23 protein-coding genes, 2 tRNA genes, 1 pseudogene and 1 riboswitch are annotated in these 24,429 nt (G+C 59.8%); of the genes and pseudogenes, 21 read left to right on the top strand and 5 right to left on the bottom strand.

The window, feature by feature from the left end:
- Positions 1 to 52 precede the first annotated feature (52 nt).
- Positions 53 to 176, bottom strand: a riboswitch (ZMP/ZTP riboswitch).
- Between the two features lie 154 nt (positions 177 to 330).
- The 10 genes from ACEN9F_RS28200 (at position 331) to ACEN9F_RS28155 (ending at position 6,789) form a co-directional block, all read left to right on the top strand.
- Positions 331 to 1,080 (top strand): SDR family NAD(P)-dependent oxidoreductase, encoded by a 750-nt coding sequence (locus ACEN9F_RS28200; protein ID WP_413425552.1) that lies wholly within the window; start codon positions 331 to 333, stop codon positions 1,078 to 1,080.
- 263 nt (positions 1,081 to 1,343) lie between these two features.
- A complete protein-coding gene (ybgC, locus tag ACEN9F_RS28195) occupies positions 1,344 to 1,766 on the top strand; it encodes a tol-pal system-associated acyl-CoA thioesterase (protein ID WP_413425550.1) in 423 nt (140 codons plus the stop codon).
- 12 nt (positions 1,767 to 1,778) lie between these two features.
- Positions 1,779 to 2,471 (top strand): protein TolQ, encoded by a 693-nt coding sequence (tolQ, locus tag ACEN9F_RS28190; RefSeq protein ID WP_413425548.1) that lies wholly within the window; start codon positions 1,779 to 1,781, stop codon positions 2,469 to 2,471.
- A gap of 15 nt (positions 2,472 to 2,486) precedes the next feature.
- Positions 2,487 to 2,924, top strand: coding sequence for an ExbD/TolR family protein (locus ACEN9F_RS28185; protein ID WP_413425547.1), 438 nt, complete (start codon positions 2,487 to 2,489; stop codon positions 2,922 to 2,924).
- A gap of 14 nt (positions 2,925 to 2,938) precedes the next feature.
- Positions 2,939 to 3,847: a cell envelope integrity protein TolA gene (tolA, locus tag ACEN9F_RS28180; protein ID WP_413425545.1), complete on the top strand. Its 909-nt coding sequence runs from the start codon at positions 2,939 to 2,941 to the stop codon at positions 3,845 to 3,847.
- Between the two features lies 1 nt (position 3,848).
- Positions 3,849 to 5,123: a Tol-Pal system beta propeller repeat protein TolB gene (tolB, locus tag ACEN9F_RS28175; protein ID WP_413425543.1), complete on the top strand. Its 1,275-nt coding sequence runs from the start codon at positions 3,849 to 3,851 to the stop codon at positions 5,121 to 5,123.
- A gap of 27 nt (positions 5,124 to 5,150) precedes the next feature.
- Complete coding sequence (pal, locus tag ACEN9F_RS28170; RefSeq protein ID WP_413425541.1) at positions 5,151 to 5,681, top strand: peptidoglycan-associated lipoprotein Pal; 531 nt, start codon at positions 5,151 to 5,153, stop codon at positions 5,679 to 5,681.
- Between the two features lie 109 nt (positions 5,682 to 5,790).
- The gene (gene ybgF, locus ACEN9F_RS28165) at positions 5,791 to 6,549 is read left to right on the top strand and encodes a tol-pal system protein YbgF (RefSeq protein WP_413425539.1); all 759 of its coding nucleotides are present in this window, start codon (positions 5,791 to 5,793) and stop codon (positions 6,547 to 6,549) included.
- 58 nt (positions 6,550 to 6,607) lie between these two features.
- Positions 6,608 to 6,683: transfer RNA gene (locus tag ACEN9F_RS28160), tRNA-Lys, on the top strand.
- Between the two features lie 30 nt (positions 6,684 to 6,713).
- Positions 6,714 to 6,789 (top strand) — tRNA-Lys (locus tag ACEN9F_RS28155).
- 156 nt (positions 6,790 to 6,945) lie between these two features.
- Here the strand turns inward: ACEN9F_RS28155 and ACEN9F_RS28150 are convergent.
- A complete protein-coding gene (locus tag ACEN9F_RS28150; protein ID WP_413425537.1) occupies positions 6,946 to 7,407 on the bottom strand; it encodes a hypothetical protein in 462 nt (153 codons plus the stop codon).
- Between the two features lie 108 nt (positions 7,408 to 7,515).
- Between ACEN9F_RS28150 and ACEN9F_RS28145 the strand changes: the two are divergent.
- The 5 genes and pseudogenes from ACEN9F_RS28145 to ACEN9F_RS28125 form a co-directional block, all read left to right on the top strand.
- Positions 7,516 to 7,842 (top strand): annotated as a pseudogene (locus tag ACEN9F_RS28145) (helix-turn-helix domain-containing protein); the annotation flags it as partial.
- Positions 7,796 to 8,782, top strand: a complete 987-nt coding sequence (locus ACEN9F_RS28140; RefSeq protein WP_413425536.1) for an FRG domain-containing protein — start codon at positions 7,796 to 7,798, stop codon at positions 8,780 to 8,782. The pseudogene ACEN9F_RS28145 and the gene ACEN9F_RS28140, both read left to right, overlap by 47 nt.
- 684 nt (positions 8,783 to 9,466) lie before the next feature.
- Positions 9,467 to 9,724, top strand: coding sequence for a hypothetical protein (locus ACEN9F_RS28135; RefSeq protein ID WP_413425534.1), 258 nt, complete (start codon positions 9,467 to 9,469; stop codon positions 9,722 to 9,724).
- 162 nt (positions 9,725 to 9,886) lie between these two features.
- Positions 9,887 to 10,408, top strand: coding sequence for a hypothetical protein (locus tag ACEN9F_RS28130; protein WP_413425532.1), 522 nt, complete (start codon positions 9,887 to 9,889; stop codon positions 10,406 to 10,408).
- Between the two features lie 76 nt (positions 10,409 to 10,484).
- The gene (locus ACEN9F_RS28125; RefSeq protein ID WP_413425530.1) at positions 10,485 to 10,994 is read left to right on the top strand and encodes a hypothetical protein; all 510 of its coding nucleotides are present in this window, start codon (positions 10,485 to 10,487) and stop codon (positions 10,992 to 10,994) included.
- Here the strand turns inward: ACEN9F_RS28125 and chrA are convergent.
- Positions 10,983 to 12,311, bottom strand: coding sequence for a chromate efflux transporter (gene chrA, locus ACEN9F_RS28120; RefSeq protein ID WP_413427198.1), 1,329 nt, complete (start codon positions 12,309 to 12,311; stop codon positions 10,983 to 10,985). The two genes, ACEN9F_RS28125 and chrA, sit on opposite strands and share 12 nt — an antisense overlap.
- Before the next feature lie 32 nt (positions 12,312 to 12,343).
- Positions 12,344 to 13,285, bottom strand: a complete 942-nt coding sequence (locus tag ACEN9F_RS28115) for a chromate resistance protein ChrB domain-containing protein (RefSeq protein ID WP_413425528.1) — start codon at positions 13,283 to 13,285, stop codon at positions 12,344 to 12,346.
- Positions 13,286 to 13,461: 176 nt separating this feature from the next.
- Here ACEN9F_RS28115 and ACEN9F_RS28110 point away from each other — a divergent pair, with 176 nt between their 5' ends.
- From ACEN9F_RS28110 to ACEN9F_RS28100, 3 genes are all read left to right on the top strand, one after another.
- On the top strand, positions 13,462 to 14,925 hold the full coding sequence (locus ACEN9F_RS28110; RefSeq protein WP_413425526.1) for an oligosaccharide flippase family protein: 1,464 nt from the start codon (positions 13,462 to 13,464) through the stop codon (positions 14,923 to 14,925).
- A gap of 8 nt (positions 14,926 to 14,933) precedes the next feature.
- Entirely contained in the window at positions 14,934 to 15,863 is a 930-nt protein-coding gene (locus ACEN9F_RS28105) for a glycosyltransferase (protein ID WP_413425524.1), read from the top strand.
- Between the two features lie 108 nt (positions 15,864 to 15,971).
- Positions 15,972 to 16,820 carry a substrate-binding periplasmic protein gene (locus ACEN9F_RS28100; RefSeq protein ID WP_413425522.1) on the top strand — a complete coding sequence of 283 codons (849 nt, stop codon included), beginning with the start codon at positions 15,972 to 15,974 and terminating at the stop codon, positions 16,818 to 16,820.
- Between the two features lie 71 nt (positions 16,821 to 16,891).
- Here ACEN9F_RS28100 and ACEN9F_RS28095 read toward each other — a convergent pair whose 3' ends face one another.
- Together ACEN9F_RS28095 and ACEN9F_RS28090 are read right to left on the bottom strand one after the other, a co-directional pair.
- Positions 16,892 to 19,639: a TonB-dependent receptor gene (locus ACEN9F_RS28095; protein ID WP_413425520.1), complete on the bottom strand. Its 2,748-nt coding sequence runs from the start codon at positions 19,637 to 19,639 to the stop codon at positions 16,892 to 16,894.
- Positions 19,640 to 19,918: 279 nt separating this feature from the next.
- The gene (locus ACEN9F_RS28090) at positions 19,919 to 21,013 is read right to left on the bottom strand and encodes an acyltransferase family protein (protein WP_413425518.1); all 1,095 of its coding nucleotides are present in this window, start codon (positions 21,011 to 21,013) and stop codon (positions 19,919 to 19,921) included.
- 314 nt (positions 21,014 to 21,327) lie between these two features.
- Between ACEN9F_RS28090 and ACEN9F_RS28085 the strand changes: the two genes are divergently transcribed.
- The 3 genes from ACEN9F_RS28085 (at position 21,328) to ACEN9F_RS28075 (ending at position 24,426) form a co-directional block, all read left to right on the top strand.
- A complete protein-coding gene (locus tag ACEN9F_RS28085) occupies positions 21,328 to 21,849 on the top strand; it encodes a hypothetical protein (RefSeq protein ID WP_413425517.1) in 522 nt (173 codons plus the stop codon).
- Positions 21,850 to 22,015: 166 nt separating this feature from the next.
- The gene (locus tag ACEN9F_RS28080) at positions 22,016 to 22,351 is read left to right on the top strand and encodes a hypothetical protein (RefSeq protein ID WP_413425515.1); all 336 of its coding nucleotides are present in this window, start codon (positions 22,016 to 22,018) and stop codon (positions 22,349 to 22,351) included.
- An 83-nt stretch (positions 22,352 to 22,434) separates the two neighbouring features.
- A complete protein-coding gene (locus tag ACEN9F_RS28075; RefSeq protein WP_413425513.1) occupies positions 22,435 to 24,426 on the top strand; it encodes a DUF945 family protein in 1,992 nt (663 codons plus the stop codon).
- Positions 24,427 to 24,429 lie beyond the last annotated feature (3 nt).

Below are 24,429 nucleotides of genomic sequence, written 5' to 3'. Positions count from 1 at the left end.
TCGAATGAGGGACGCCGATAGCGGACAGGCAGCCTCTTCGTGCTTTCCATCGATGGGCTGCCCAGGCGAACGGCTATTGAAATCTCACGTTTCCCGGTGGATGCCCACCTTTCGCCGCCTGATCAACGCACCATTTTGGGGCTGATTGCGACTTTTCGCCAGTTACGTGAGACGTAATGGAAGCCTGATTGTAATTTATGCGCCAGTTTTGAGCAAGGAAATGACTTGCCTAATAAGTAACAATGACGCCTTTTTCACGGGCGGCCGGGACAAAGCGGGCATTTCGGCTACAATTTTGGACAGCCCTCCACCTACCAGCAAGGATAGATCATGATCGTCTTCATCACCGGCGCCAGCGCCGGCTTCGGCGCCGCGATGGCGCGCACCTTCGTCCAGGGCGGCCACAAAGTGCTGATCAGCGGCCGCCGCGAAGACCGCCTGCAGGCCCTGGCCGCAGAACTGGGCGCCGCCGCCCGCCCCATCGTGCTGGACGTGACCGACAAGGCTTCGATCAAGAGCGCGCTCGACAGCCTGCCGGCCGAATGGCGGCAGATCGATGTGCTGATCAATAACGCCGGCCTGGCGCTGGGCGTGACCCCGGCCCACGAATCGTCGCTGGAAGACTGGGACACCATGATCGCCACCAACGTCAGCGGCCTGGTCGCCATGACCCGCGCCATCCTGCCCGACATGGTCAAGCGCGGCAGCGGCACCGTCATCAACCTCGGCTCGGTGGCCGGCGCCACGCCCTACCCGGGCGGCAACGTCTACGGCGCCACCAAGGCCTTCGTCGAACAGTTCACGCTCAACCTGCGCGCCGACCTGGTCGGCACCGGCGTGCGCGCCACCAACCTGGCGCCCGGCCTGTGCGGCGGCACCGAGTTCTCCAATGTGCGCCTGAAGGGCAACGACACGGCCGCGGCCAAGGTCTACGAAGGCACGGTGCCGCTGACCGCCGAGGACATCGCCAACACCGCCTACTGGGTCGCCACCCTCCCCCCGCATATCAACATCAACCGTATCGAGATGATGCCGACCTGCCAGGGCTACGGCCCGCTGGCGATCAAGCGCGATCTGTAAGCAACTGCGGTAGCAAAATAACGGCCTCCCTTGCTTAAGGGAGGCTTATCCCCAGTTTCATCTATGAAATAATTAGTAAGTGGTTGTTACAATACTTGGCAAATCGCCGGGAAAACGCTTTACTGCTGCCAGTGCATTTTTGCGCGCGAGTTGAATATCTCCGGATAAAACGCGGAAACGACGTGAATTCAACCGTCTAAGCTTCAACCAAAACAACAAAATCGCGTAGAATGTTGCTCAATCTCATTAGTAGTCAAAACAACATGCCAGCAGATTTCATCTGGAACGTGCGGGTCTATTACGAAGACACCGACGCCGGCGGTATCGTCTATTACGCAAACTACCTCAAATTCTTCGAGCGCGCCCGCACCGAGTGGTTGCGCGCCCTCAATGTGAATCAGCACACCTTGCTGCAGGAACATGACGCCATGTTCGTCGTCAAAAGCGTCAGCGCGGAGTATCATGCGCCTGCTAAGCTGGACGATGTACTAAAATTAACGCTCAGCATCGAAAAACTGGGCCGCGCCTCGATCTCCTTCATTCAGGAAGCGTGGCATGGCGAACTGCTGCTGAATACGGCGCGGGTCAAGGTGGGCTGCGTCGATTCGTCGCTGCGTCCGCGCGCCGTGCCGCCTGTCGTCGCCGACCAGATGCGCAATGCCACTGTCACCACCAAAACCGACTGATCAGATAAATACATGAACGTCACACAAGACCTCTCTTTCCTGTCCCTCATCACCAACGCGCACCTGATCGTGCAGCTGATCATGGCGCTGCTGTTCATCATCTCGCTGACCAGTTGGACCTATATCTTCAGCAAATTGTTCGCGGTGCGCTCGGCGCGCCGCCTGACCGTCGAATTTGAAAAAACCTTCTGGGCCGGCGGCAACCTGCACGCGCTGCACCAGAACGCAGGCAAGGACCGCGCCGGCAGCGGCCCGCTGGCCCGCATCTTCGAAGCCGGCATGGGCGAGTTCATCAAGAGCAAGGCATCCTACACCGCGGCCCGCGAAAGCATGGACGCCGGCGCGGTGCTGGACGGCGCCCGCCGCGCCATGCGCGCCGCCTTCCAGCGCGAGATGGACGTGCTGGAATCGCACCTCGCCTTCCTGGCCTCGGTCGGTTCGGTGTCGCCGTACATCGGCCTGCTCGGCACCGTGTGGGGCATCATGAACGCCTTCCGCGGCCTGGCCAACGTCCAGCAAGCCACCCTGGCGGCGGTCGCGCCCGGCATCGCCGAAGCGTTGATCGCCACCGCCATCGGCCTGTTCGCGGCGATTCCGGCGGTGGTTGCGTACAACCGCTTTACGCACGATATCGATCGTCTGGCGATCCGCTTCGAAAGTTTCGTCGAAGAGTTCTCCAACATCCTGCAGCGTCAATCGCGTTAAGAAGGCAGAGAGACCATGGCTTCCTCTTTCTCCAGCAGCATGCGCGGCGGCCGCGGCCGCAAGCTCAAGTCCGAGATCAACGTCGTGCCCTACATCGACGTCATGCTGGTGCTGCTGATTATCTTCATGGTGATGCCGTCGGCCAACGACCCGAGCATCGTCGACCTGCCGAAGGCTGAAAAGTCCACCAAGCCGCCGAGCGACTACGTGCAGATCACCATCAAGCCGAACGGCGCGCTGTCGATCGGCGTCAAGGGCAAGGACGAGGACGCGCCGGAAACGGCGCCCAACCGCGACGCGCTGGTCAAGAAACTGCGCACCATCCATACCGAACATCCCGACTATCCGGTGCTGATCGCCGGCGACAAGGAAAGCAAGTACGACGACGTGATCCAGCTGATCTCGGAAGCGAAGAAGATGGGCATCAACCGGGTCGGCTTGTCCACCAAATAAACATAGTGCATACGATGAAACCCGCAACCGCAGGCGGTCCGTACAAAGTACCGCGACAACACCGAGGCTGGCGCTCCGTCGCGCTGGCGGTGGCGATGCACGCCGTGTTGTTGCTGTTCCTGTGGGTCGGCGTCAGCTGGCAGAACAACGAACCGACCGAAGTCCAGGCCGAGATCTGGGACATGAAGGTGCAGGACGCCGCCCCCGTCGCGCCCGCCCCCGAACCGGAGCCGGAGCCCGAACCCGAGCCGCAACCGGTCGTCAAGGCCCCGCCGCCACCGCCGGTGGAAGCCCCGCCGACGCCGAAAGAACCCGACATCGCCCTCGAACGCCTGAAGCTGAAGAAAAAGCTGGAGGAAGAGAAGAAGCTGGACGAGATCAAGCAAGCCAGGCTGAAGAAGGAAGCCGACGAGAAGCTGGCCAAGCTGGAAGCCAAGAAACTGGCCGACAAGAAGGAAGCCGAAGACAAGCTGAAGGAAGAGAAGCTGGCCGCCGAAAAAGAGAAGAAAAAAGCCGCCGCCGAGAAACTGGCCAAGGAAAAAGCCGACAAGGCCGCCAAGGACAAAGCCTTCGCCGCCGAGATGAGCCGCATCACCGGCGCCGCCGCCAAGGGCTCGACCGGCAGCGCCGCGCAATCGACCGGCGGCAAGGTCGACGGCGGCTACCAGGCGGCGATCCGCGCCAAGATCAAGAGCAACCTGGTGTACGGCACGGTCGACGATACGCTCAAGGCAACTTACGAGATTACCCAATTGCCGTCCGGTGAAATCATCGGTGTGCGCAAGGTAAAAGGTAGCGGCTCGTCCGCCTACGACAGCGCGATTGAAAACGCGATTGCCAAATCGTCACCACTGCCCAAGAAGAAAGATGGTACGGTAGAGCGCGAATTTACCGCCGACTTCAACATGAAGGATATGCACTGATATGAAAAAACTGAACATCCTCTACGCCGGCCTGGCCATCGCCGCCACCATGGCCAGTGTGGCACCGGCCCAGGCCCAGATGCGGATTGAAATCTCCGGCGTCGGCAGCAACCAGATCCCGGTCGCCGTGGCCGGCTTCGCCAATGAAGGCGTGGCCCCGCAGCAGATCTCGGCCATCATCAAGGCCGACCTGGAGCGCAGCGGCGCCTTCAAGATCATCGACGCCGGTGTGATCAACGACGTCAACAACATCGACTACAGCGCCTGGAAAGCCAAGGGCGCCGATGCGCTGGTGGTCGGCACCGTCGACGCACTGGCCGACGGCCGCTACGACGTGCGCTACAAGCTGCTCGACACCGTCAAGCAGGCCAAGATCTCCAACCTGGACAAGGCCGTCACCGCCCAGTTCACCCGCCTGTCCGCGCACCTGATCGCCGACGACGTGTTCTTCAAGCTGACCGGCATCAAGGGCGCGTTCTCGACCCGCATCGCCTACGTCAAGGCCGAGCCGCGCAGCTACCAGCTGATGGTGGCTGACGCCGACGGCGAAAGCGAACAGCTGGCGCTGCGCTCGAACGAGCCGATCATCTCGCCATCGTGGTCGCCGGACGGCACCAAGGTCGCCTACGTCTCGTTCGAGCAGAAAAAGCCGGTGGTCTACGTGCAAAACCTGATCACCCGCGCGCGCACCGTGATCGCCAACGAAAAAGGCAGCAACTCGGCCCCGACCTGGGCGCCGAGCGGCAACAAGCTGGCGGTGGCGCTGTCGAAGGACGGCCACACCCAGGTCTACACCGTCAACGCCGACGGCAGCAACCTGCGCCGCGCCTCCAACAGCGCCGGCATCGACACCGAGCCGCAATTCTCGGCCGACGGCGAAAGCATCTACTTCACCAGCGACCGCAGCGGCGGCCCGCAGATCTACCGCATGGGCGCGGACGGCGGCGAAGCCAAGCGCATCACCTTCAGCGGCACCTACAACACCAGCCCGCGCATCTCGGCCGACGGCAAGACCCTGGCCTATATTTCCCGCCGCGACGGCAACTTCCAGCTGTACGTGCTGGACCTGGCCAGCGGCCAGGAGCAGCGCCTGTCGGACACCACCAGCGACGAATCACCAAGCTTTGCCCCCAACGGCAAATACATCATGTACGCCACCCAATCCGGCAGCCGCAAGTCGCTGGCCGTGGTCTCGGTCGACGGACGTGTAAAACAACGCCTGACATCTCAGGCGGGCAACATCAAGGAGCCCACCTGGGGTCCGTTCATGCAGTAATATCTTTTCACTACTAGGAGAATCAACATGCGCAAAATCAGCAGTTTAGCTTTCGTCATCACCACCGCCGCCATCCTGTCCGCTTGCTCGACCCCGGTCAAGGTATCGGAGCCGGCGCCGGTCGTTGAGCGTCCAGTTGAAAAAGCAGTGACCCCACAAGCCGATACCCGCACCGTCGCCCCGGTCGAAACCAAATCGCTGGATCCGCTGGACGATCCAAAAGGCGTGCTGGCCAACCGCAGCGTCTACTTCGACTTCGACAGCTATGTGGTGCGCGCCGACGGCAAGCCAGTCGTGGAAAACCACTCCGCCTACCTGACCAAGAACAAAGCCCGCTCGATCCTGATCCAAGGCAACACCGACGAACGCGGCGGTTCCGAGTACAACCTGGCGCTGGGCCAGAAGCGCGCCGAAGCCGTGCGCAAGGCCATGACCACGCTGGGCGTGCCTGAGTCGCAAATCGAAGCCGTATCGCTGGGCAAAGAAAAGCCAAAAGCGACCGGTTCGAACGAAGAAGCATGGGCGCAAAACCGTCGTGCCGACATCGTCTACAAGTAATCAAAAGCACTACCTTTTTGCCGGGTCACAGGCATAATACGGGGCGGCGCGCGGTTTCAAGACCGCGCCCTGCCCCGTTTCCTTTTTGATTTGTGTGAAAGCGCCCGACATGATGAAATTCTCTAAATCCGGCCTCACCGCCGCCGCCCTGCTGGCCGCCATGAGCTGGCTGCCGCTGCAGGCCCACGCCGGCCTGTTCGACGACGACGAAGCCCGCAAGGCCCTGCTCGACCTGCGCGCCAAGGTGGAAGCGATGCGCATCGAAATGAGCGCGCGCATCGACACCAAATCCGACAAGTCCAGCACGCTGGACCTGGTGACCCAGAACGAAAACACGCTGCAAGAGATCGCCAAGCTGCGCGGCCAGATCGAAGTGCTGGCCAACGAGCTGTCGAACGCGCAGAAGCGCCAGAAGGACTTCTACGTCGACCTGGACGCGCGCCTGCGCAAGCTGGAGCCGCGCGAGGTGACGGTGGACGGCAAGGCCGCCCAGGTCGATCCCAACGAGCAAAAGAACTACGAAGCGGCGATGCAGCTGTTCAAGTCCGGCGACTACAAGGCCGCCGCCGCCGCGCTGGGCGACTACGTGCGCCAGTTCCCGGTGTCGATCTACACGCCGAACGCGCAATACTGGCTGGGCAACGCCTACTACGCGCAGCGCGACTGCAAGAGCGCCATCGCGGCCCAGCTGCTGGTGCTGAAGAACTACCCGGACAGCCCGAAAGCGCCGGACGCCATGCTCAACATCGCCAGCTGCCAGACTGAGCTGAAAGACAAGGCTGCCAAAAAGACACTGCAGGATCTGATCAAGCAATACCCGGATTCGTCGGCCGCGGCCACGGCCAAGGAGCGCCTCGGCGGCAAATAATTACTTGGTGGTATTTGACAGTTGAGCCGATCCCCCCTATAATCTCGCTTCTTTCGAGGGGTCGTTAGCTCAGCTGGTAGAGCAGCGGACTTTTAATCCGTTGGTCGCAGGTTCGAATCCCGCACGGCCTACCATTCGAAAGATTACTAGGGTTTCAATACCTTGGGTCGTTAGCTCAGCTGGTAGAGCAGCGGACTTTTAATCCGTTGGTCGCAGGTTCGAATCCCGCACGGCCTACCAAGAATAATCAAGGAAGCCCACGAATTTCGGTTCGTGGGCTTTTTTGTTTCTGGTCGCTCTCTGGTCGCTTCGGAAAACATCCCACCACTGCATGCAGTCCTGCGCTCTAACCTGCCCATAGTGGAAGGTCTTGCTTATCGCTATATTGCTCAGCAATCATTTGGACCAGCCTTCGTACATATTACTGAACGCCTCGCCCATTCCCTTCCAAAGAGTAAGAAGCTCTACAAGTTCAGCGTCGGCCTCCACGGCAGCACTAACCTCTTCGAAAAAATCGGCATAAGCCAAGATTAACTGGGTCAGGAGAATGCAACAAAATCCGATTGTGACACGAGCCATTATTGGCGAAGTGCCATCATTCAAAGTTTCGCTTAGCTGAAATACGCTAATAGCCCCGGCATGAGAGTAATTGCAGAAATGAGTGTACATATCAGCAACATATTTTCGCGGCAATCCTGCCTGCTCAGCCAAATCAATTAATGCCTCTCCGAGGCGCACCCCATCTCCCTGCCGTACATTTTTCTGAACCCGATTGTCAAGCACAGCAAAAAACCGACTGCCTTCAATAATTGGCCGAAGTCGAGCGATCTCATCTGTTTCACGCTCAATTTGTTTCAAACGTGTTGATTTGCACCGAAAATTGACCCACTTTCCCCAGTAATTTGCAACTGAATCTGACCCACGTGAAGAGCACAATTCGACCTGTCTCATCGGCAGGAGAACGGAGTGATCAACGTGGCGTTACTAGGCATAATTCGACGCTGGCACATTCGTGACCAGATTCCCCTACGGGAGATTGCCAGAAGGCTGGGCATCTCACGTAACACCGTCCGGCGCTACTTGCGTTCGGAGACCACCGAGCCTAGCTATGCGGAACGCCGTATAGCGAGCGGGCTGGATAAATATTCCGTGCAGTTATCAGGATGGCTCAAGGCCGAGACGGGCAAGCCGCGTAAGCAGCGCCGTAGTTTGAAACAGATCCACGCGGACCTGAAGGAGCTGGGATATGAAGGATCCTACGATCGCGTGGCAGCGTTTGCCAGGCAGTGGAAGGCGGGTCAAACTGAGTGGGTCAATTCATCGAGCAAACGAACAAGTGCTCGAACGGCTAGTGCGAATGCAGCACTACGGCTTACCGACGCGGCTGCTGGATCTCACTCATAGTGCATTGGTTGCGCTATATTTCGCGTGCGAAAGCAAGAGCTCGGACATCGGAGAAGTATTATGCTTCCATCGCAAATACAAGGATGTATGCCAGCCATCGGACGTTCCGGACGCTGCGCTCGTGGGTATAGAGCAATCTTCCAAGTTCAGGGGAGTACCGGCCCAAGCCGTCTCTGCATTTCGAGATTATTTGAAGATTGAGCAGTCACGAGAAATGTGGCGTCCGGATCTTGGCACAGCCTATCTAACGCTACTGCAATCATGCATTACTTTCCTGGACCAATCTCTTACGCAAGACGACATGTTGGTCCATGTCGCCGTACTTCGAGATATAGAAGACGCCCTCATCGCTTTTATGAAGCAATGGGATGCGCCCTTGAAAGAGCTACAACAGGGACCCGTCTCAGATCAAATTGTCGCCTTAAAAGCGCAGACCTCGCTACTTGAGTTCAACAATGCTCTTTACGAGGAAAAGAGACAGCTAATCGAAATTTTCTGCAAGGGGATGCGGATACAGCACAACGCCGAGAAGAGCGAGCTGTGGAAATTCCTTCAGCAATTCACCTTTTTCTTTTTCGTTTTCCCTCCAATCAACAATGAACGCATCCGGCGACAGCAAGGCGCCTTCGTCATCTGCCCCCCTGGAACAACGACCCATTGGCCGCTGGAATCTCATCAAGGCCCCAAGCGAATTCAAATCCAATCGGCAGCAAAAGGAAAAATTCTGCAAGAACTGTCCCAGCTTGGCGTAAACCGGAGCTACATATTCCCGGAACTGCACGAGTTGGCGGCGGACGCAAAACTGCGCTATCCAGCGACAACAGACTAACGTAGGCGCCAAGCGTATTCAGGAGCATAGCCTCTGGGCATCGACCACCAGCATAAGGGGTGTGCAGATTGTGCAGACGGCAGGCGTCTAACGTCGTGTGACCTGAACGCAGGCAGTAAAGACAACAAGGATGAAATCGTGGAGAAAGTCAAGCAAGGGGTAGTCGTTCAGGCTCTTATACTTGCACCTGTCTGTGCAAACCGTGCAGAGATCTAGCCAGACCAAAAGCCTGAAGCCTAGGGCGCGGCTCGATCATTGGGACGTGAGCTCCGGTACTGTTCCGGTCAGCGTCGTGTTGAACAGCAAAGCATCAGCTCAGGCTCAATACGTAGTCCCCATCAATACCGGATGCCATTACTCCATCGCCCCTCGCTCATCGCCAATGCGATCGTCTGGTCGCTCTCTGGTCGGGGCCAGATACAATGCCGTCAAGCAGCATCTATCAGCAGCAAAGATCGGGGCAGCGGCAATAGGTGCCCCTACTCGACGATGAAACTAGCTGCGCCAAGGAAGTAGCGGATAGAACACCAGTGAGCGTGGTAAAATCTTCCACCACGATGCCTGCCGCTTCGCGTTCTTTTAATCCGTTGGTCGCAGGTTCGAATCCCGCACGGCCTACCAAGATTCATCAGAAAAGCCAACCTGCGGGTTGGCTTTTTTGTTTTCCAGAATAGGACGCAATCCATGACTTACGAAGAATTCCTCGACGAGGTAACCACGCTGCTCGCCGAACTGTACAACCTCGACGATGAAGCCGCGATCAAGCTGGTGGTAGATGCGCAGGCAAACGACTACTTTGTCACCCATGACGACAAGGAAGAGCTGCGCACCTTCGCCCAAGCCAAACTGGACGCCGCCGCGATCTATAAAGCCAAGCAGAACAAGAATGAGACCCAGCGCAAGCAACAACAGCGCCAGACCCAAAAGAAAAAAGCGCCGTGAATCTACAGGGCGACGCGGCGGCGACTCAGCGCATTTGAACGCGGCCCCTTGCGCCGCTTCAAATGCCCTCCGCCTGCAACGCAGTACTCTCGCCTGACACCTTTGGCAGGAGCCCACCATACAGTGGCCTTCGGCGCTGGCTTTATATGGTAGAGCAAGCTCGTGAGATTACTTTCGACCTCAGAATTCGCGACACGGCTGGCGTCGCCCTACACGGATACGGCGCCGGCGTCATCCGAGCTGCTGCTGAACGGCAAGCCCACCGGGCTGATCGTGACCGGAGCGGTGCTGGAAGCTGCCCTGGAATGGCAAGGCTGTCGCATCGCCTTCCTCACCGATGACATTCCCTTCGAAGACATGCTGCGGATTTATATGTTCGACGCCAAGATGGCATTGGTCGATGCGGCCGTGCTCGGCGCGATGTATTCCACCGGCACATTTACCGAGCTGAGCCTGCAGCCGCCGAATGCACTGACGTTTCGCTTCTTCGGTGCTACCGTCTGGCGCATGGTGCTGCTCACAGAGCCGGAATTGGCCCTCCCCTTCCTTTCCGATCCGAGCGGCGTGAGCCGAAAGTTCAAATTCTTCAGGCACTTCCGGATTGAAGGCAAGCCGCAACCTGAAGGAGTGCGGGTCTTAAGTCAGTCCGAAAAGGTAACGCGGACGGCGGCTGACAGAAGATAACAACGCTCGCACGCGCCGGCTATCGAGGGCGGTGCGCTGGCCGCCTTTGGCATCCATTCTCTTTGGTAGGCATGCCGTGAAGCTCGTTCAAACATCTGAATTTGCACTTCGTCCAATCGACTCGCCGTTCAGCGAAGAGATGCCGCAAAGCGAATTGATCTTGAACCGGCAGCCGACCGGACAGGTCGTCGCCGGCGCCGTGCTGGAAGTCGCCATACAATGGCATGACCTGCTGCTCGCCTTTGTCACCGACAACATCATGCACGAAGAGACATTGCGCATCTATCTGTTCGACGCCAAGTTGAACATCGTGGACTCCGCCCAGCTCGGCTGGATGTACGCCACCGGCGTGTTTTCCCTGCTGGCGCTTTGTCCACCCAACACCGTGCGCTTTCTTTTCTTCGGCGACACTGATTGGACCTTGGAGTTGTTCAATGAAGAGGTCTTCGTGATTCCGTTTTTTAAAGACCCTCGCGGCGTCAGCAGGCCGTTTCGATTTCATCGGCGGTTTCAGATTACCGGCAACCCCAAACCCGGCGGTTCCGGCCGTGGTCCCGATGTCCCCATGCAGATATCACAGGACTAGTACCCGCAGGATCAAGCCGATTACCGCGCAAGCTGCGATGACATGGATCACGTTACGCTTGAACAGGAACAGCGCGATGGCTGCGCCTATTGCTATCAATGCCGAGAGCCAATCGAAGGTGCCTACAAATCCCTTGGGCCATAACACATGGTATCCAAAGAACAACGCTAGATTGAGGATGACGCCGACGACGGCAGCAGTGATGGCCGTAAGCGGTGCAGTGAAGCTAAGATCGCCGTGCGTAGACTCCACCAGCGGCCCACCGGCAAGGATAAACAGGAAAGACGGCAGGAAGGTAAACCACGTCACCAGCACCGCAGCTACCGCGCCCGCCATGAACAACGCATCCGGCCCGAAAACGGCCTTGACGTAGCCGCCGACAAATCCCACGAAAGCGACCACCATAATGAGCGGCCCCGGCGTCGTCTCTCCCAGGGCCAGTCCATCTATCATCTGCGTGGCGTTCAACCAGCCATAGTGCCCCACCGCGCCCTGATAAACATAGGGCAGCACAGCATAGGCACCGCCAAATGTAAGCAACGCCGCCTTCGTGAAGAACCAGCTCATTTGCGTGAGCGTGTGGTTCCAGCCGTACAGAAACGCCAATAGCCCCATCGGCGCAGCCCACAGCACCGCCCCGACCAGGGCAACCTGCGCCAATTTTCCCCACCGGAATTTCGCGTGCTCCGGTATGGGCGTGTCGTCATCAATCAACGCAGGACCAAATGACTTATCGGTCTTGCCATGCCCGCCGCCGGCCTTAAATTTATCCGGGGCGATGCGGCCACCGGCATAGCCAATGAGGGCGGCTGCCGCAACAATTGCGGGGAACGGGACGTCCAGGGCGAAGATGGCAATGAAGGCGGCAGCCGCGATGCCCCACAAGCAGTTGTTCTTGAGCGCCCGCGAGCCGATGCGATGCGCCGCCTGCACTACGATGGCAGTGACGGCCGGCTTGATACCGTAAAACAGCCCAGCGACCATCGGTATTTCTCCGAAAGCGATATAGATCCATGACAATGTGATGAGTATCAATAGCGACGGCAGCACAAACAGCGCGCCAGCCACGATGCCGCCCTTCGTTCTGTGCATCATCCAGCCAATATAGGTCGCCAGCTGCTGTGCCTCAGGCCCTGGAAGCAGCATGCAGTAATTGAGCGCATGCAAAAAGCGCCGCTCCGAAATCCAACGCCTGTTTTCGACCAGCTCCTGATGCATGATCGAAATTTGCCCCGCAGGACCACCAAAGCTGATAAAGCCCAACTTAAACCAAAAGAAGAATGCCTCCCAAAAGCTGATCGAACGCGGCGTGGACATGGTGTTTGTCGCAGGTGCAACATCAGTTTGATTCATGAGCCCAGCACTCCTTTGCTGAAATTTGCCAGCAGCCCATCAAAGACAGCATGCGCGGCGGCTAGCAATTGGTCGTCATCCGCGATGGCTTCGCGCAAACCATCCAACACGCTCTCCACCCCTGCCGCCTCGGCCGGCTGAATACCTCCCACATCCAGGCAATGCACCAGCAGTCCAAGCCGGACCAGCGATGGCTGCGCCAATCCGAAACTCGCCAGCAAGACCTCAAAGGTGACCAGGCCATCGGTATGGCTGAAGGTGGCGCCATCGAAATCAAAACCCAGTGCATCAGCGGGGCAGTCCTCCGGACGAGCAAGCCATTCGATGCGGGCTTGAGCGTCGATGAAACGCTTGATCAGCCACGCGCTAGCGAGGCGGTCCACCCAAGGACGCCGGCGAGTCGCCCAGGTACGGCCTTGATAGCTAGCCGCCACCAATCGGGGAATCATGCCGGCGACAGCATGCGGCTCATCAGGCGCCAATGCGCGGGAGCATGCCAATTCCAATTCCCGCAAGGCGACATCAGCCTGGCGTTGCGCCTCGCCGGGAAAAAAATCAATTTCTGCTATGCCAGCAAAGGACTTGCGCAACTTTCGCGCCTGCTTGAGCAAGTCCCGCGCCGTATCGCTGGTCACAGCGTCCCGGGCCTGCCCTACATCGCTTAACAAAGCGGCATAGTCGTCGCGCCGATCAAACAAGGCCACAAAAGTTGCTTCAGTGGGTTCTTCGATGCGCAATACCAGTGCGGTACCGCCGCCTTCCAGTACATCCGCCGCAAGACGCTCCATCGTCACCCGGCACTGATCACGCTCAGGCATCAGATAGACGCCATCGCGAAGCACGGCCGCGCCCGACGCCTTGAGCGCGCGCCACGCACGCATTCGGACGGTGGCGTTTTCAGTAGGCAGGCTAATAATGAGAGATAACCAATATTTCATGAAATGAAGTCTACATTATTGTAGATATCATTTCAAACAAAATACATTGAGAAGCGCAATGCGCATGAAAGCACCGGAGTTCGTTCAAGGTCAAATTGATAAGGGCCGAAACCACAATAATATGCCGATGAACTCCTGTGCATACTGCCGCCGCGTTCAATGCGAAGAAACCCAAAATGAACGCGACTAAAAATTCCCTCTTGCTGTCGTTCGCCGAGAAGTACACCGTGCTGGTGATCGGCATGGCCGGCAGCATGATCATGGCGCGGCTGCTGACGCCGGGCCAGATCGGTATCTTTTCCATCGGCGCCGTGGTCGTCGGCATCACCCAGTTGGTGCGCGATTTCGGCATCGGACAATACCTGATCCAGGAACGCGACCTGAACGCCGAGCGCATCCGCGCCGCCTACGCGCTAACGATGATGATCTCCTGGAGCATGGCCGCGCTGCTGGCATTGGCCAGCTATTCGATCGCGGATTTCTACGATGAGCCCGGTGTCGGCAAGGTGCTGCGCGTACTGGCGCTGAACCTCCTCCTGATCCCCTTCGGGTCCATCACGCTGCCGGTGTTGCGCCGGCAGATGCGCTTCAGCGCGCTGTATTGCATCAACGTGGCCAATGCGCTGGCCAACCTGGCGGCCTGCCTCGTGCTGGTCAGACTGGGCTTCGGCTACCTGAGCCTGGCGTGGGCCGCGGTCGCCGGCAGCGTCGCGACGGTGCTGGCGAGCCTGCTGTTCCGTCCCGCCGACATGCCGTGGATGCCCGGTCTCAAGGGCATGCGCAAGCTGCTGGCGTTCGGCGCCTACGCGACAGGCTCGAACGTGCTCGACGAATGCGGCGTCGCCGCGCCGGACATGATCATCGGCAAGCTCATCGACGTGGCGGCGGTGGGGCTGTTCGGCAAGGCACAGGCCACGCTGAATATTTTCAACATGCTGATCACGAAAGCCGTGACGCCCGTGATCCTGCCGCTGTTTGCCGCCAATGCCCGCGACGGCCACGACATGAAGCAGCTGTACCTGCGAACCATCGCGTACATGGCTGGGCTGTCCTGGCCGTTCTTTGCCGTGCTGGCCGTACTGGCCACGCCGCTGATACGGCTGCTGTACGGGCACCAGTGGGACGCCAGTGCGCCGCTGGTGCGCATCATGTGCGTCTCGAGCGCCGTGTTCTGCCTGTTCGGCATGGCGCGCGACCTGTTTGTCGCGATGGGGCAAGTGCGGCTGCGCGCCCAGCTGGAGGCTATCAGCGTGCCGGTACGCATCGCCGGCATCGTCGCGGCGGCGCCGTTCGGGCTGGAGGCGGTGGCCTGGAGCATCGCTGCGACGACGATGTTCCGTTCGGCGCTGCTGTATCGCAGCCTGGCGGCCCTGACCGGCATGCGCACGGCGGAACTGGGCCACACCATTGCGCGATCCGCTGCCGTGACCTTGCTGACGGTAGCGGCCCCGGCGCTGGTGATGCTGTTGCCGGGATTCGATGACGCCCGGCCGGTGGTCTTGCTCGGGGTTGCCGGCCTGGCCGCACTTGCCAGCTGGGTGACGGGGATTCTATTGCTGAACCATGAGATCAAGCCGGACCTGGTTGCGCTGTCGCGCCAGCTGCTGCGGCGCTTGCTGCCGAAACCGGCTCGGCGCTAGGAGAAGAGATGCCGCTACATTCAGTCATCATGCCGGTCTACAACGGCCAGACCTATCTGGCGGCGGCGATCGACAGCGTCCTGCGGCAAACCTGCCCGGACCTCGAACTGATCGTCGTCAACGATTGCGCCACCGACGGTTCGGCCGGGATCGCGGCCGGCTATGCCGCACGGGATGCCCGCGTGCGCGTCGTTTCAACCGCCATCAATTCCGGTGGCCCCGCGCTGCCGAAGAATGTCGGCCTGTCGCTGGCGCGGGGCCGCTACATTTCCTTCTGCGACCAGGATGACGTGCTGCTGCCGGAAAAGCTGGAACATGCCACGCGCGTGCTCCAGCAACATCCCGACCTGGACATCTTGTTTGCCGACTTCGAACCGTTCGGCGACGCGCTGCAGGGCCAACGGGGCTACCTGGCGCACAAGCGGTTCACGTCGACGGCGCAAGCCTACCTGGTGCCGCTGGGCGACGAACTGTACCAATGCCGGAATTTCTGGGGCTGCATGGCGGGCGTGCACACCGGCATGAGCACGCAGACCATCGTGTGCCGGCGCGAGGTCATCATCGGCCAGCGCTTCGATATCCGCTACCGCATCCTGGACGACATCTCGCTGTGGTACCGCTTCGCGGAGACCGCGCGGATAGGTTTCCTGGACCGCACGGTGGCCCTGTACCGCCACCACGACGAGGCGCTGACGACCAACGACGAGTTGCACGCGCGGGAAACGCTGGCCTTCCACAAGGAAAACTACTTTCGCCAGTCCCACCTGTTGAATGCCGCCGAGAACAGCCGTTACCGCAGCATGCTGGCCCGCTTCTTCATCCGCGTCGCCTCGCGCCCGAACATCTCGAAACTGGAACAGCGCGCCCATCTGGCGCAGTCCCTGGTTTTCGATTTCCGCCTGCGGACGCTGCGCTGGCTGCTGCAAACCTTTGCCTGATCATGCCGATGAGTGGTGTTAAACTTACCGCCCATGCATTCAAAGTCCACGTCACACTTCGCAACCGAAACCTCGGTCAATTCGCCACGCAGGGCCGTACTGCTGACGTTGGCCGCCTTGGCACTGGGCGCGTGGAATGCGCGGGCGGCGTCCGAGGCCATGGCTTACCGCTACTGGGACTGGGGCAAGACACCGAAGCGCGACGACTACCAGGTCGCCGCGCTGACCCTGGCACTGCAAAAAACGACGCCGGCCTATGGCCCGTTCTCCGTATTGCGGGTGCTGGACAGCATGAGCACGTCGCGCGCCAGGCTGGAAGTCCATGCCGGCAAGCGCATCAACGTCCATGCCGGACCCTGGCGTGATCTGGATGCCGGCGAGCCGCTGGAGCGCAGCCACTTGATCGGCACGCCCGTGATGGGCGGTTTGCTGGGCTACCGCAGGCTGATCGTGCGCAGGGAAGACTTGCCGAAGTTCAAATCCATCACCGAGGCGCAGCTCAAGAAGCTGGTCGCTGGACAGGGGCGCGGCTGGGTGGATGTCGCGGTGCTGCGCCACAACGGCTACCAGGTCGAAGACAGCGGCAATCTGGCGACGCTGCTCGACATGCTGATCAACCAGCGCTTCGATTATCTGCCGATCAGTGTGGTCGAGGCGGACTCCCTGGTGCTGCATGCGCAAGCGGCGGACCAGCTGGCGCTGGTGCCGGAGCTGACGCTGTACTACCCGTTGCCAGTCGTATATTACGTCAGTCCTGGCGCCCCCAAGCTGGCGGAACGGCTGGAAGCCGGGCTGGCGGCGGCCAAATCGGACGGTTCGCTGGATGAACTGACGGCGCGCCATTTCAAGAAGGAAATCCAGCAGGTGAAAGCCAGCGCCCACCACTGCTTCATCCTGTCCAATCCCCTGCTGCCGAAAATCTATGCGGCGGAGCCGCCACGCTTCCTGGCCCGATAGCGCTTCTTTCCAGGCCAGACGCATCAAAAACGCCAACCTTCATTCACAGGTTGGCGTTTTTGTTTGCAGGCTTAGAAAGCCACCCTCAAGCCGACGCTCACCCGGCGGCCGACATCTTCCAGGGTCAGGAACTGGCTCTCGTTCAGGGCATACTCATGCGTTCTGGAATTGCTCAGGTTGATGGCATCGGCGTAGATGGCCATCGACGGCGTCAGGTTGTAGCGCAGGCTGGCGTCGGTCTGTCCATATGCCGCCCGGTTGCGCGGCTGGGTGCTGCCGCCGCCGCAGTCGATGGAAAAATGGTTGCGCCAGTTATAGCTCACCCGGGCCTGGAACTTGCCGTTCTCAAAGAAGACCGAACCGTTGTACGACTGCGGCGACAAGCCTGGGTAACCGCATGTCGGCGCGCCGCTATCGGTGTCGCGGGTCGCGCTGGCATCGACGTAGGTGTAGTTGGCCGCCACGCCGAATCCCTGCAGCCAGGAAATCGCCGAGTCGAACGCATATTGACCGGCGATTTCCACGCCCTTGATCTTGCCCTTCTGTCCGTTGCGCACACGGGTATCGTGCACCACCTCGTTAAACTGCGGAATCCTCATGTCCACCAGCTGCGTTTCAAGGAAGTCGGAAACATGCTTCACGAATACGGCGGCGCTGACATAGTTGGTCTTCGACAGATACCACTCATACGACACGTCGAAGTTCTTCGACTGCATCGGCTTCAGGTAGGGATTGCCGCCGCCGGTTTGCACATCGCCGAAGCGCCCGCCGTACCAGTTGTCGACGCCCATCTGGTTCAAGGTCGGGCGCGTCTCGGTCTTGGAGGCGGCCAGGCGCAGCAGCATGTCGGCCGTCAAGTCCAGCTTCAAATTGGCGGATGGCAGGACGCTGTTGTAGCTGTTGTCCACCGTGGTCACCGTGGTCGGGCCCCAGTTGGAAATGAAGGTGGTGTCGTTGGGGCTCTTCACCGCCGACAGCAGCACGCGGCTGATGCCGGTGGAGGTCGAGTTCACGTGCACCACGCGCACGCCGGCGTTGGCGGACCAACCCGCGCCCTCCCATTTCGAATCCAGGAAGAAGCTCGCCACCTTCTCCTTGACGCCCCACATCGATGGCTTGGTGTAGTCGATCGCCATCGGTCCGTTCGGATACTTCGTCAGGTCCGAGTACAAGGCCGGATCATTCGATTGCGCCAGCAACGAGGGCTGATTCAAATAGTTCATGTAGGCGTAAGGATTGAAGCTGAGATAGGCGCTCGGGACCTGTGCGCCGCTGCCCATGAAATTATCCATCGGCGTCACCGTGAACAGCGACGCCGGCAAGCCGACGTGATAGCCGCTGAAGGCATTCCAGGCATCGTTCTTCCACTCGGTCCGCTCAACGGTGCGCTGCGAATAGGCCAGGCCAGTGTCGATCCCCTTGAAATAGCCGATCTCATGGCCCCAGGACAAATTCAACCGTCCTTCGTGCAGCTTGTCCGTATTCAGGACGTCGCCATCGGAGACGGCGTGGGCGCGCACGGCGGTGGGGTCGGCGATGCCGTCGCCGAACACCACGCTGGGCGTGCCGCCGAAGGTCAGCACGTCGCCGTTCTTCGGCACCATGCCGGCTACCACCCACATATCGTTGGATTGCGAGGTCGAGCGCGAACTCGACACATCGCCTTCCAGCTTCCAATCCGGCGACAGCGCCCACTTCGAGTTCAGCCCGAACGCCTTGGTGATCGACAGCCGATCGCCGCCCTTGGCGATCATGTCGTTTGAATTGACCTCGCCCAACAGATTACCGCTGCCGGACAGCGCCGGGTTGTTCGCGTAAAACGTCGAGCCGGGACGCAGGAAGCTGGTGACCTGGTCGTTCGCGTCATACTTGACGCCGAGCTGGGCGGGATTATTCCAATCGCTGAAGGCGATCACGTCATTGCGTTGGTCGAGGCGCGAATACAAGGCGTCGGCCGTCATTTTCCACGTGGGCGACGGGTTGTATTGCGCCGTCAGATTGCCGACCAGGCGCTTGCGGCTCTCATTTTCCTGCTGGTAGCCGAAGCTCTGCGGCATGTACAGCTTCCTGGTGGTCACATCGGCCATCGTCAACCCTTTGGAATTCAGGTCGCCGTTGATCATGGCCACATCGCGGTAATTCCAGGCGTCGTTGATGGCCTTGTTTTGCTTGGAGGCGCGGTCGGTGTACGAGACCGACCCGGTCACGCCAAAGGTCCGCGCCTCGTTGGCGAATGAATACATGCCGCTGGCGTTGGGTGTGTATTTCTTTGAGTTGGAATCGTAGGATTCCGAGACATTGAAGACCGACGTGTGGCCGATTTTCCCCGACAACGGCCGCGCCGTCTGGATGTCCACCGTCGAACCGATGCCGCCCTCCGGCAAGAAAGGCTGGGAGGTCTTGTAGACCAGGGCTTTCGAAATCAGGTCCGAGGACAGCAAGTCGAAGGAAAACTCCCTGCCACCGGTGTCGCTGGTCAAGGTGCGGCCGTTGACCAGGACATTGTTAAATTCCGGCCCCAGGCCACGGACCGAAATGTAGCGCCCTTCCCCGCCGTTGCGCTGGATTTGCACGCCGGTCACGCGCTGCAATGACTCGGCGATATTGGTATCCGGGAATTTGCCGGCATCCTCGGCCGACACCGCGTCGACCACGCCGTCCTGCAGACGCTTGGTGGTCAGGGATGAGCTGAGGGATGCCCGAATGCCGCTGACCACGACTTGCGACGCCGGATCGATGGGCGCATCGGCGGTTTGCGCCGATGCGCCCACCGTCATCAGCATTTCGGCAATGAGCGCGGCCAATACCGTCTTGCGCATACTAGTTCCATGTGTTGTCATTTTGTCTCCATTATGTTTAGTTATATGACTACGGAGTTTCCAGTCTCTTGCAAGGCGATATTAGTCCTCCTAAAGAATGTCAATCTATTACTTCTTTACAAATTGACATTCCAAAAACGTATAACGCGGGAATTTGAAGATTTCGAGCAGATCCGGGCGGCAGTCGCCGCGGACGTCGATTTTATGGGGATGGCAGGGGATGAAAGACGCGCAGTGAGCTTGCGCGCCAGCGCATCGGCAGGCTGGCCGCCGACCGGTCTACGCGACCAACAGGCGCGTGGCGAATTTCCCTGCGGCGAGCTGGAGCACGCGGCCGAGCGGCACTTCCACCCAGCGGTGGAATACGGCGCCGGCCGCCAGGCTGGCGCCCCACGCGACCAGCATGCCGAACGCCTGCAATTCCGGCTCCGGCAGAACAAAGCGCGTGAACGCCGCGTTCACCAGCAGGCAGACCGGGAAGTGGATCAGGAAAACCGAATACGATATCCGGCCCATGCCGTTGACGAGCGACCATGCGCGGCCTGTGGCCATCGTCCTGGCGCGGCCCCACAGGAACAACACGCAAGCGACAGCCAGCGCCAGCGCGATGCGGCTGCGGAACTCCAGCATCAGGGCGGCCAGCACAGGCAGCAGCGTCATCACCATCAGTGATGCCACGGCGCCCGGGTTGCGGCGCTGGTCGCTGGCCCACCAAGCCATCAGGCCCAGGCCATAGCTGCCGAAGAAATACAGCGCCCAGTTGTCCCAGCCGGCATCCAGGTTGAAGTACAGCAAGGAAAACGTCACGCCAAGCGCGACCACGAGTGGCATCAGCCAAGGCAGCCTGCGCTTGCCGACCACCCGGCCGACCAGCCAGAGCAGCAAGACCATGACCGCGTACAACTGGAAATCGATGGCGACGTACCAAGCCCCGGCCGACAACGACGGATAGCCCAGCACGCCGTGCAGCAGGAGCGCATGGGCGCTCAGCTGATTCAAGGTCGCCGGCGCCGAAATGGAATCATGCGTCATCCATGTGGCAGCCAGGGCGGAGGCGACCGCGGCCACCAGCGTGGCCACCAGGAACGGCGGCGCCAGCTTGGCATAACGGCGCGATATCGCGCCCAGCGGGTCGGAATGGCCGGGATGGCCGGAAGGGGACAGCGATTTGGCGGCCAAAAAGCCGCTGATGACGAGGAAGACCTGGACGGCAATGCGCGCGCTGCCGCTGAGCCAGTCGATCAGCGCGGGCAGCAGTGGCCGCACGTGATCGGACATGGGGCCGTAGAACGCCAGATGGTGCAGCACAATCAACGGCGCCGCGCCAGCCTTCAACAGGTTAATCAAGCCGAACTGAGGCTTGACTGCTGTCATATCCATTCCAGGTGCTACCGCTGCTACGCTCATCCACATCCCTTACCAGGCAACTTTCTCTTCAACAACGCATTTCCCAGATAAGCAAATTACATTAATGAATTTGCCGACCGGGCGCTATGATAGCCGAGGTTGCACAATTAGTGGCGCGCGCATGCGTGCGCCTAACCTGCGCCAGCGCAATTTGCCCTTGGCGTGGCGCATCTATCCTGGCTTGGCGTGCGGCCCCGCCGCGCCAATTTGCGTTACAGTGGGAGCGTTCGTCGGCGGCGCGCTGGCGTCGTTCGGAACCAGCTATTTCTGGTAGAGTTCCTATGAAATTGATCCCTGCCCCGGCCTATTCCATCCGATTGGCCACGCCGCCATCGGATGACATTGCGCCACTGAGCGAGATCATGATCGGCGGCATGCCGACAGGGAAAATCATCGGCGGCGCGGTGTTGGAAGCGGTGTTGAAGTGGGATGACTTTACGTTGATGTTCCTTACCAACGACATCCCTTTCGAAGATACCTTGCATATCTATCTTCTGGACGACGCGTTAAACATCGTGGATTCGGCACGCTTGGGCGCCATGTACGCGACAGGCATATTTGGCGATCTGGACCTGGCGCAATCAGACACTGTGCGGTTCCGCTTCTTTGGCGGAATAGTTTGGACTCTTTTGCTACTTCCCAAGGAAACATTTGTGCTGCCATTCCTCTCCGATCCGAGAGGAGTCGGCCGACCATTCAGGTTTTCACGCAGGTTTCAGCTATATGGCAAACCGCTGCCCGACACGCCGCAAAAAACAGCGCGATCGCCTCAACGTCGTCCCGCCGCCACCGACAAGTTGTGACTCGGCCGGGACCAAAGCACTCTCAAGACTCTTTGCAAGACAACTGGCCATCACCCAAAAATAGTGACAATTGGATAGTTTTTGTGCTTTGTCGATACGTTACTATCCATGTGGCAACATTGATAAAATAGTTGCAATCCAAAATAAAACACTAGGGGAAATAACAGTGGCAACTCGCATCGCACTCAAGCATAAAGAAACCGGATTGGTCAAAGACGGCTTCTACGGCTTCTCATGGACCACCTTTTTCTTCGGCTTCTTCCCGGCGCTGTTCCGCGGCGACTTCATTACCTTTATCGGCGGCTTTGTCATCAGCGTCATCATCGCGATCGTCACGATGGGGATAGGTGCATTCTTTATCGGCGTCGTGTGGGCCTTCATGTACAACAAGTACTACACCCGCCGACTGCTGGAGCGCGGTTATGTTCTGGCCGGTGCTGAAGCCGACAACGCTCTGGCGGCGGCCGCCCTGGGCATCGTCCAGCCAACAGTCGCGGCTTAATTCCCGACGCAGGCAACATCCCTGAATATCTCAAGAAGCCCGCGTACTCCTGTTCGCGGGCTTCAACCTTTGTATCGGCTCCCTTGAAGAAATTTATCCTGGCTGCTATTGCAGCATCCTTCACGACGCTTGCATGTGCGGCACCCGTCTCTTACGCGCCATCGTCCGAAGTCACGCTGGCGATCAACTATCTGGCACGGGAATTCGATGCCCGCATCAACACCGCCAAGGGCGCACACCTGGACCGGCCCAGCGGAGAAAGCTACGGCGAGGCGCAACAGGCCGCCGGGCGGGCCGTATTTGGCGCAGGCGCACCGTTCGCCGTCACGCGTCTGCCGGCCAAGGAAGGCGTGGCTCAATACACCCTCCGCATTCCCGGCAACCGCTATGACGGCGATGACGCGCACAGCGTCTGGCCGGACGCCGACCTACGGATCGGCATCTCCTCAGATGGCAGCCAGGTCAATGGCGCCGGCGCATGGGACGGCATCGACATTCAAGGCAAAGACTATACGACGGCCTTGCACGGCATCGCCATCGGATTGAATCAAACGCGCCAGCCTTCCGGCGGCTGGACGGGCAAGCTCCGCTTCGATGTCGACAGCATCGTGCTTGCCGCGATCCCGGACGATAATTTGCCGCTGCGCGCGGAAAAGTCGACTTTGCTGCATGACGTCATCCGCCAGGGCAAGGCCGAGGAACATCTGTTCGATTTTCACGCCACGCGCCTGACGATGGGCAAGGCAGAGATCGGCGACCTCCATATGGCGTATCGCTTGCGGAACATAGGCACCGATCTCATCACGGTCTACGCGCGCGCGGCGAACAAGCCGGCAACGGACGGCCTGATCAAGGCGCTACTCCTGCGCGGTGCCAGCCTGGACATTGAAGACATCAGCGCCAACTTCGGCGGCGGCAGGATCCAGCTGACCGGATCCGTCGGCATGCCGGCGGCGACCGCCGCGGACTTTTCTTCCGAGCAGCGCATCCTGAACAAGGTGGTGGCGCATCTCAAGGTCCGCCTGCCGCTGTCGTCTTTGCGCGGCATCATGCACCAATTTCAGAAAAACGCGGCGGACGGCGAGGCAAGCGAGATGAACCCGGCCACAGTGGAACAAAATGTCTACGAGCTGGCGCTCGGCAAGCTGCTGGCCAACGGCTACGCCCGCATGGAGAAGGATGCGCTGGTCACGGAAATCGATATCGGTGACGGTCTGGTGCGGATCAACGGCGGCGCCAAGACACTGTCCCTGCAAGCGCTGCTGAAGGAATGGAACGAGCTGGACGACACGCCGCCGCCGAAGGACGACACCCCGCCGGCCGTGGTCGAATGGCGCGACCGCAGCCTGGAGAGTCTGCTTCTGTTCGGCGGCAACAAGCACCCGAAGGGAGTGGAAGCGCTGTGCCAGCACTACAGCGGCGGCAAGGCCAAGAATGGCGAAGAGGCATTCCGGTGGTGCAGCCTGGGGGCGAACCTGGGACGATGGAGCTCGCAGGCAGCGCTGGCGGATCTGTATCGCGACGGGATCGGCGTCCAGCAGGACAGCCAGCTCGAACGGCATTGGCGTAACAAAGCCAGTGAAGCCGACAGCGACGACGACCTCAACACGGCACCGACCGCGGCGTCGCCGACCCAGAGCATGGTGATCAAAGCGGGTTATTTCGACCAGGCATATTTCCGCTTCGACGACACCAGGACACGCTCGCTGGAACTACGCCTGGAAGCCCCCCAGCAACATCAGAAGTGGGGAGCCATGCTGTCCGTGTGCCTGAGTGCCGAGACGCCAAGCGACGTGGCTTGCGTAACGTTCTCCCCCGAGGCCAGGGACTCCGTCCAGCTCGTCGCCATGCCCCGCACGCTGTCCGCCGACAGCAAGTCCAGCGACGAAGGCGCCTACCTGGACGCCGCCCGCTTCGGCATCGGCGAGAAGATCCACCTGCAAGTCTATATGCGGGGCCAGCAAGCGGTGTTTCTGATCAATGGCGAACACCAACTGGTCCGCGACCTCCTGTTCCAGCCGCAGATACTGCAGATGGTTTGTTCCACCGCCACCTGCCATATGAAGTTCGACTAGGCC

The sequence above is a fragment of the Duganella sp. CT11-25 genome, from assembly GCF_047302815.1.
GTDB lineage: Bacteria > Pseudomonadota > Gammaproteobacteria > Burkholderiales > Burkholderiaceae_D > Rugamonas.
Note: the sequence above shows the minus strand (reverse complement) of the source record. Positions and strands in the feature narration are given on the sequence as shown.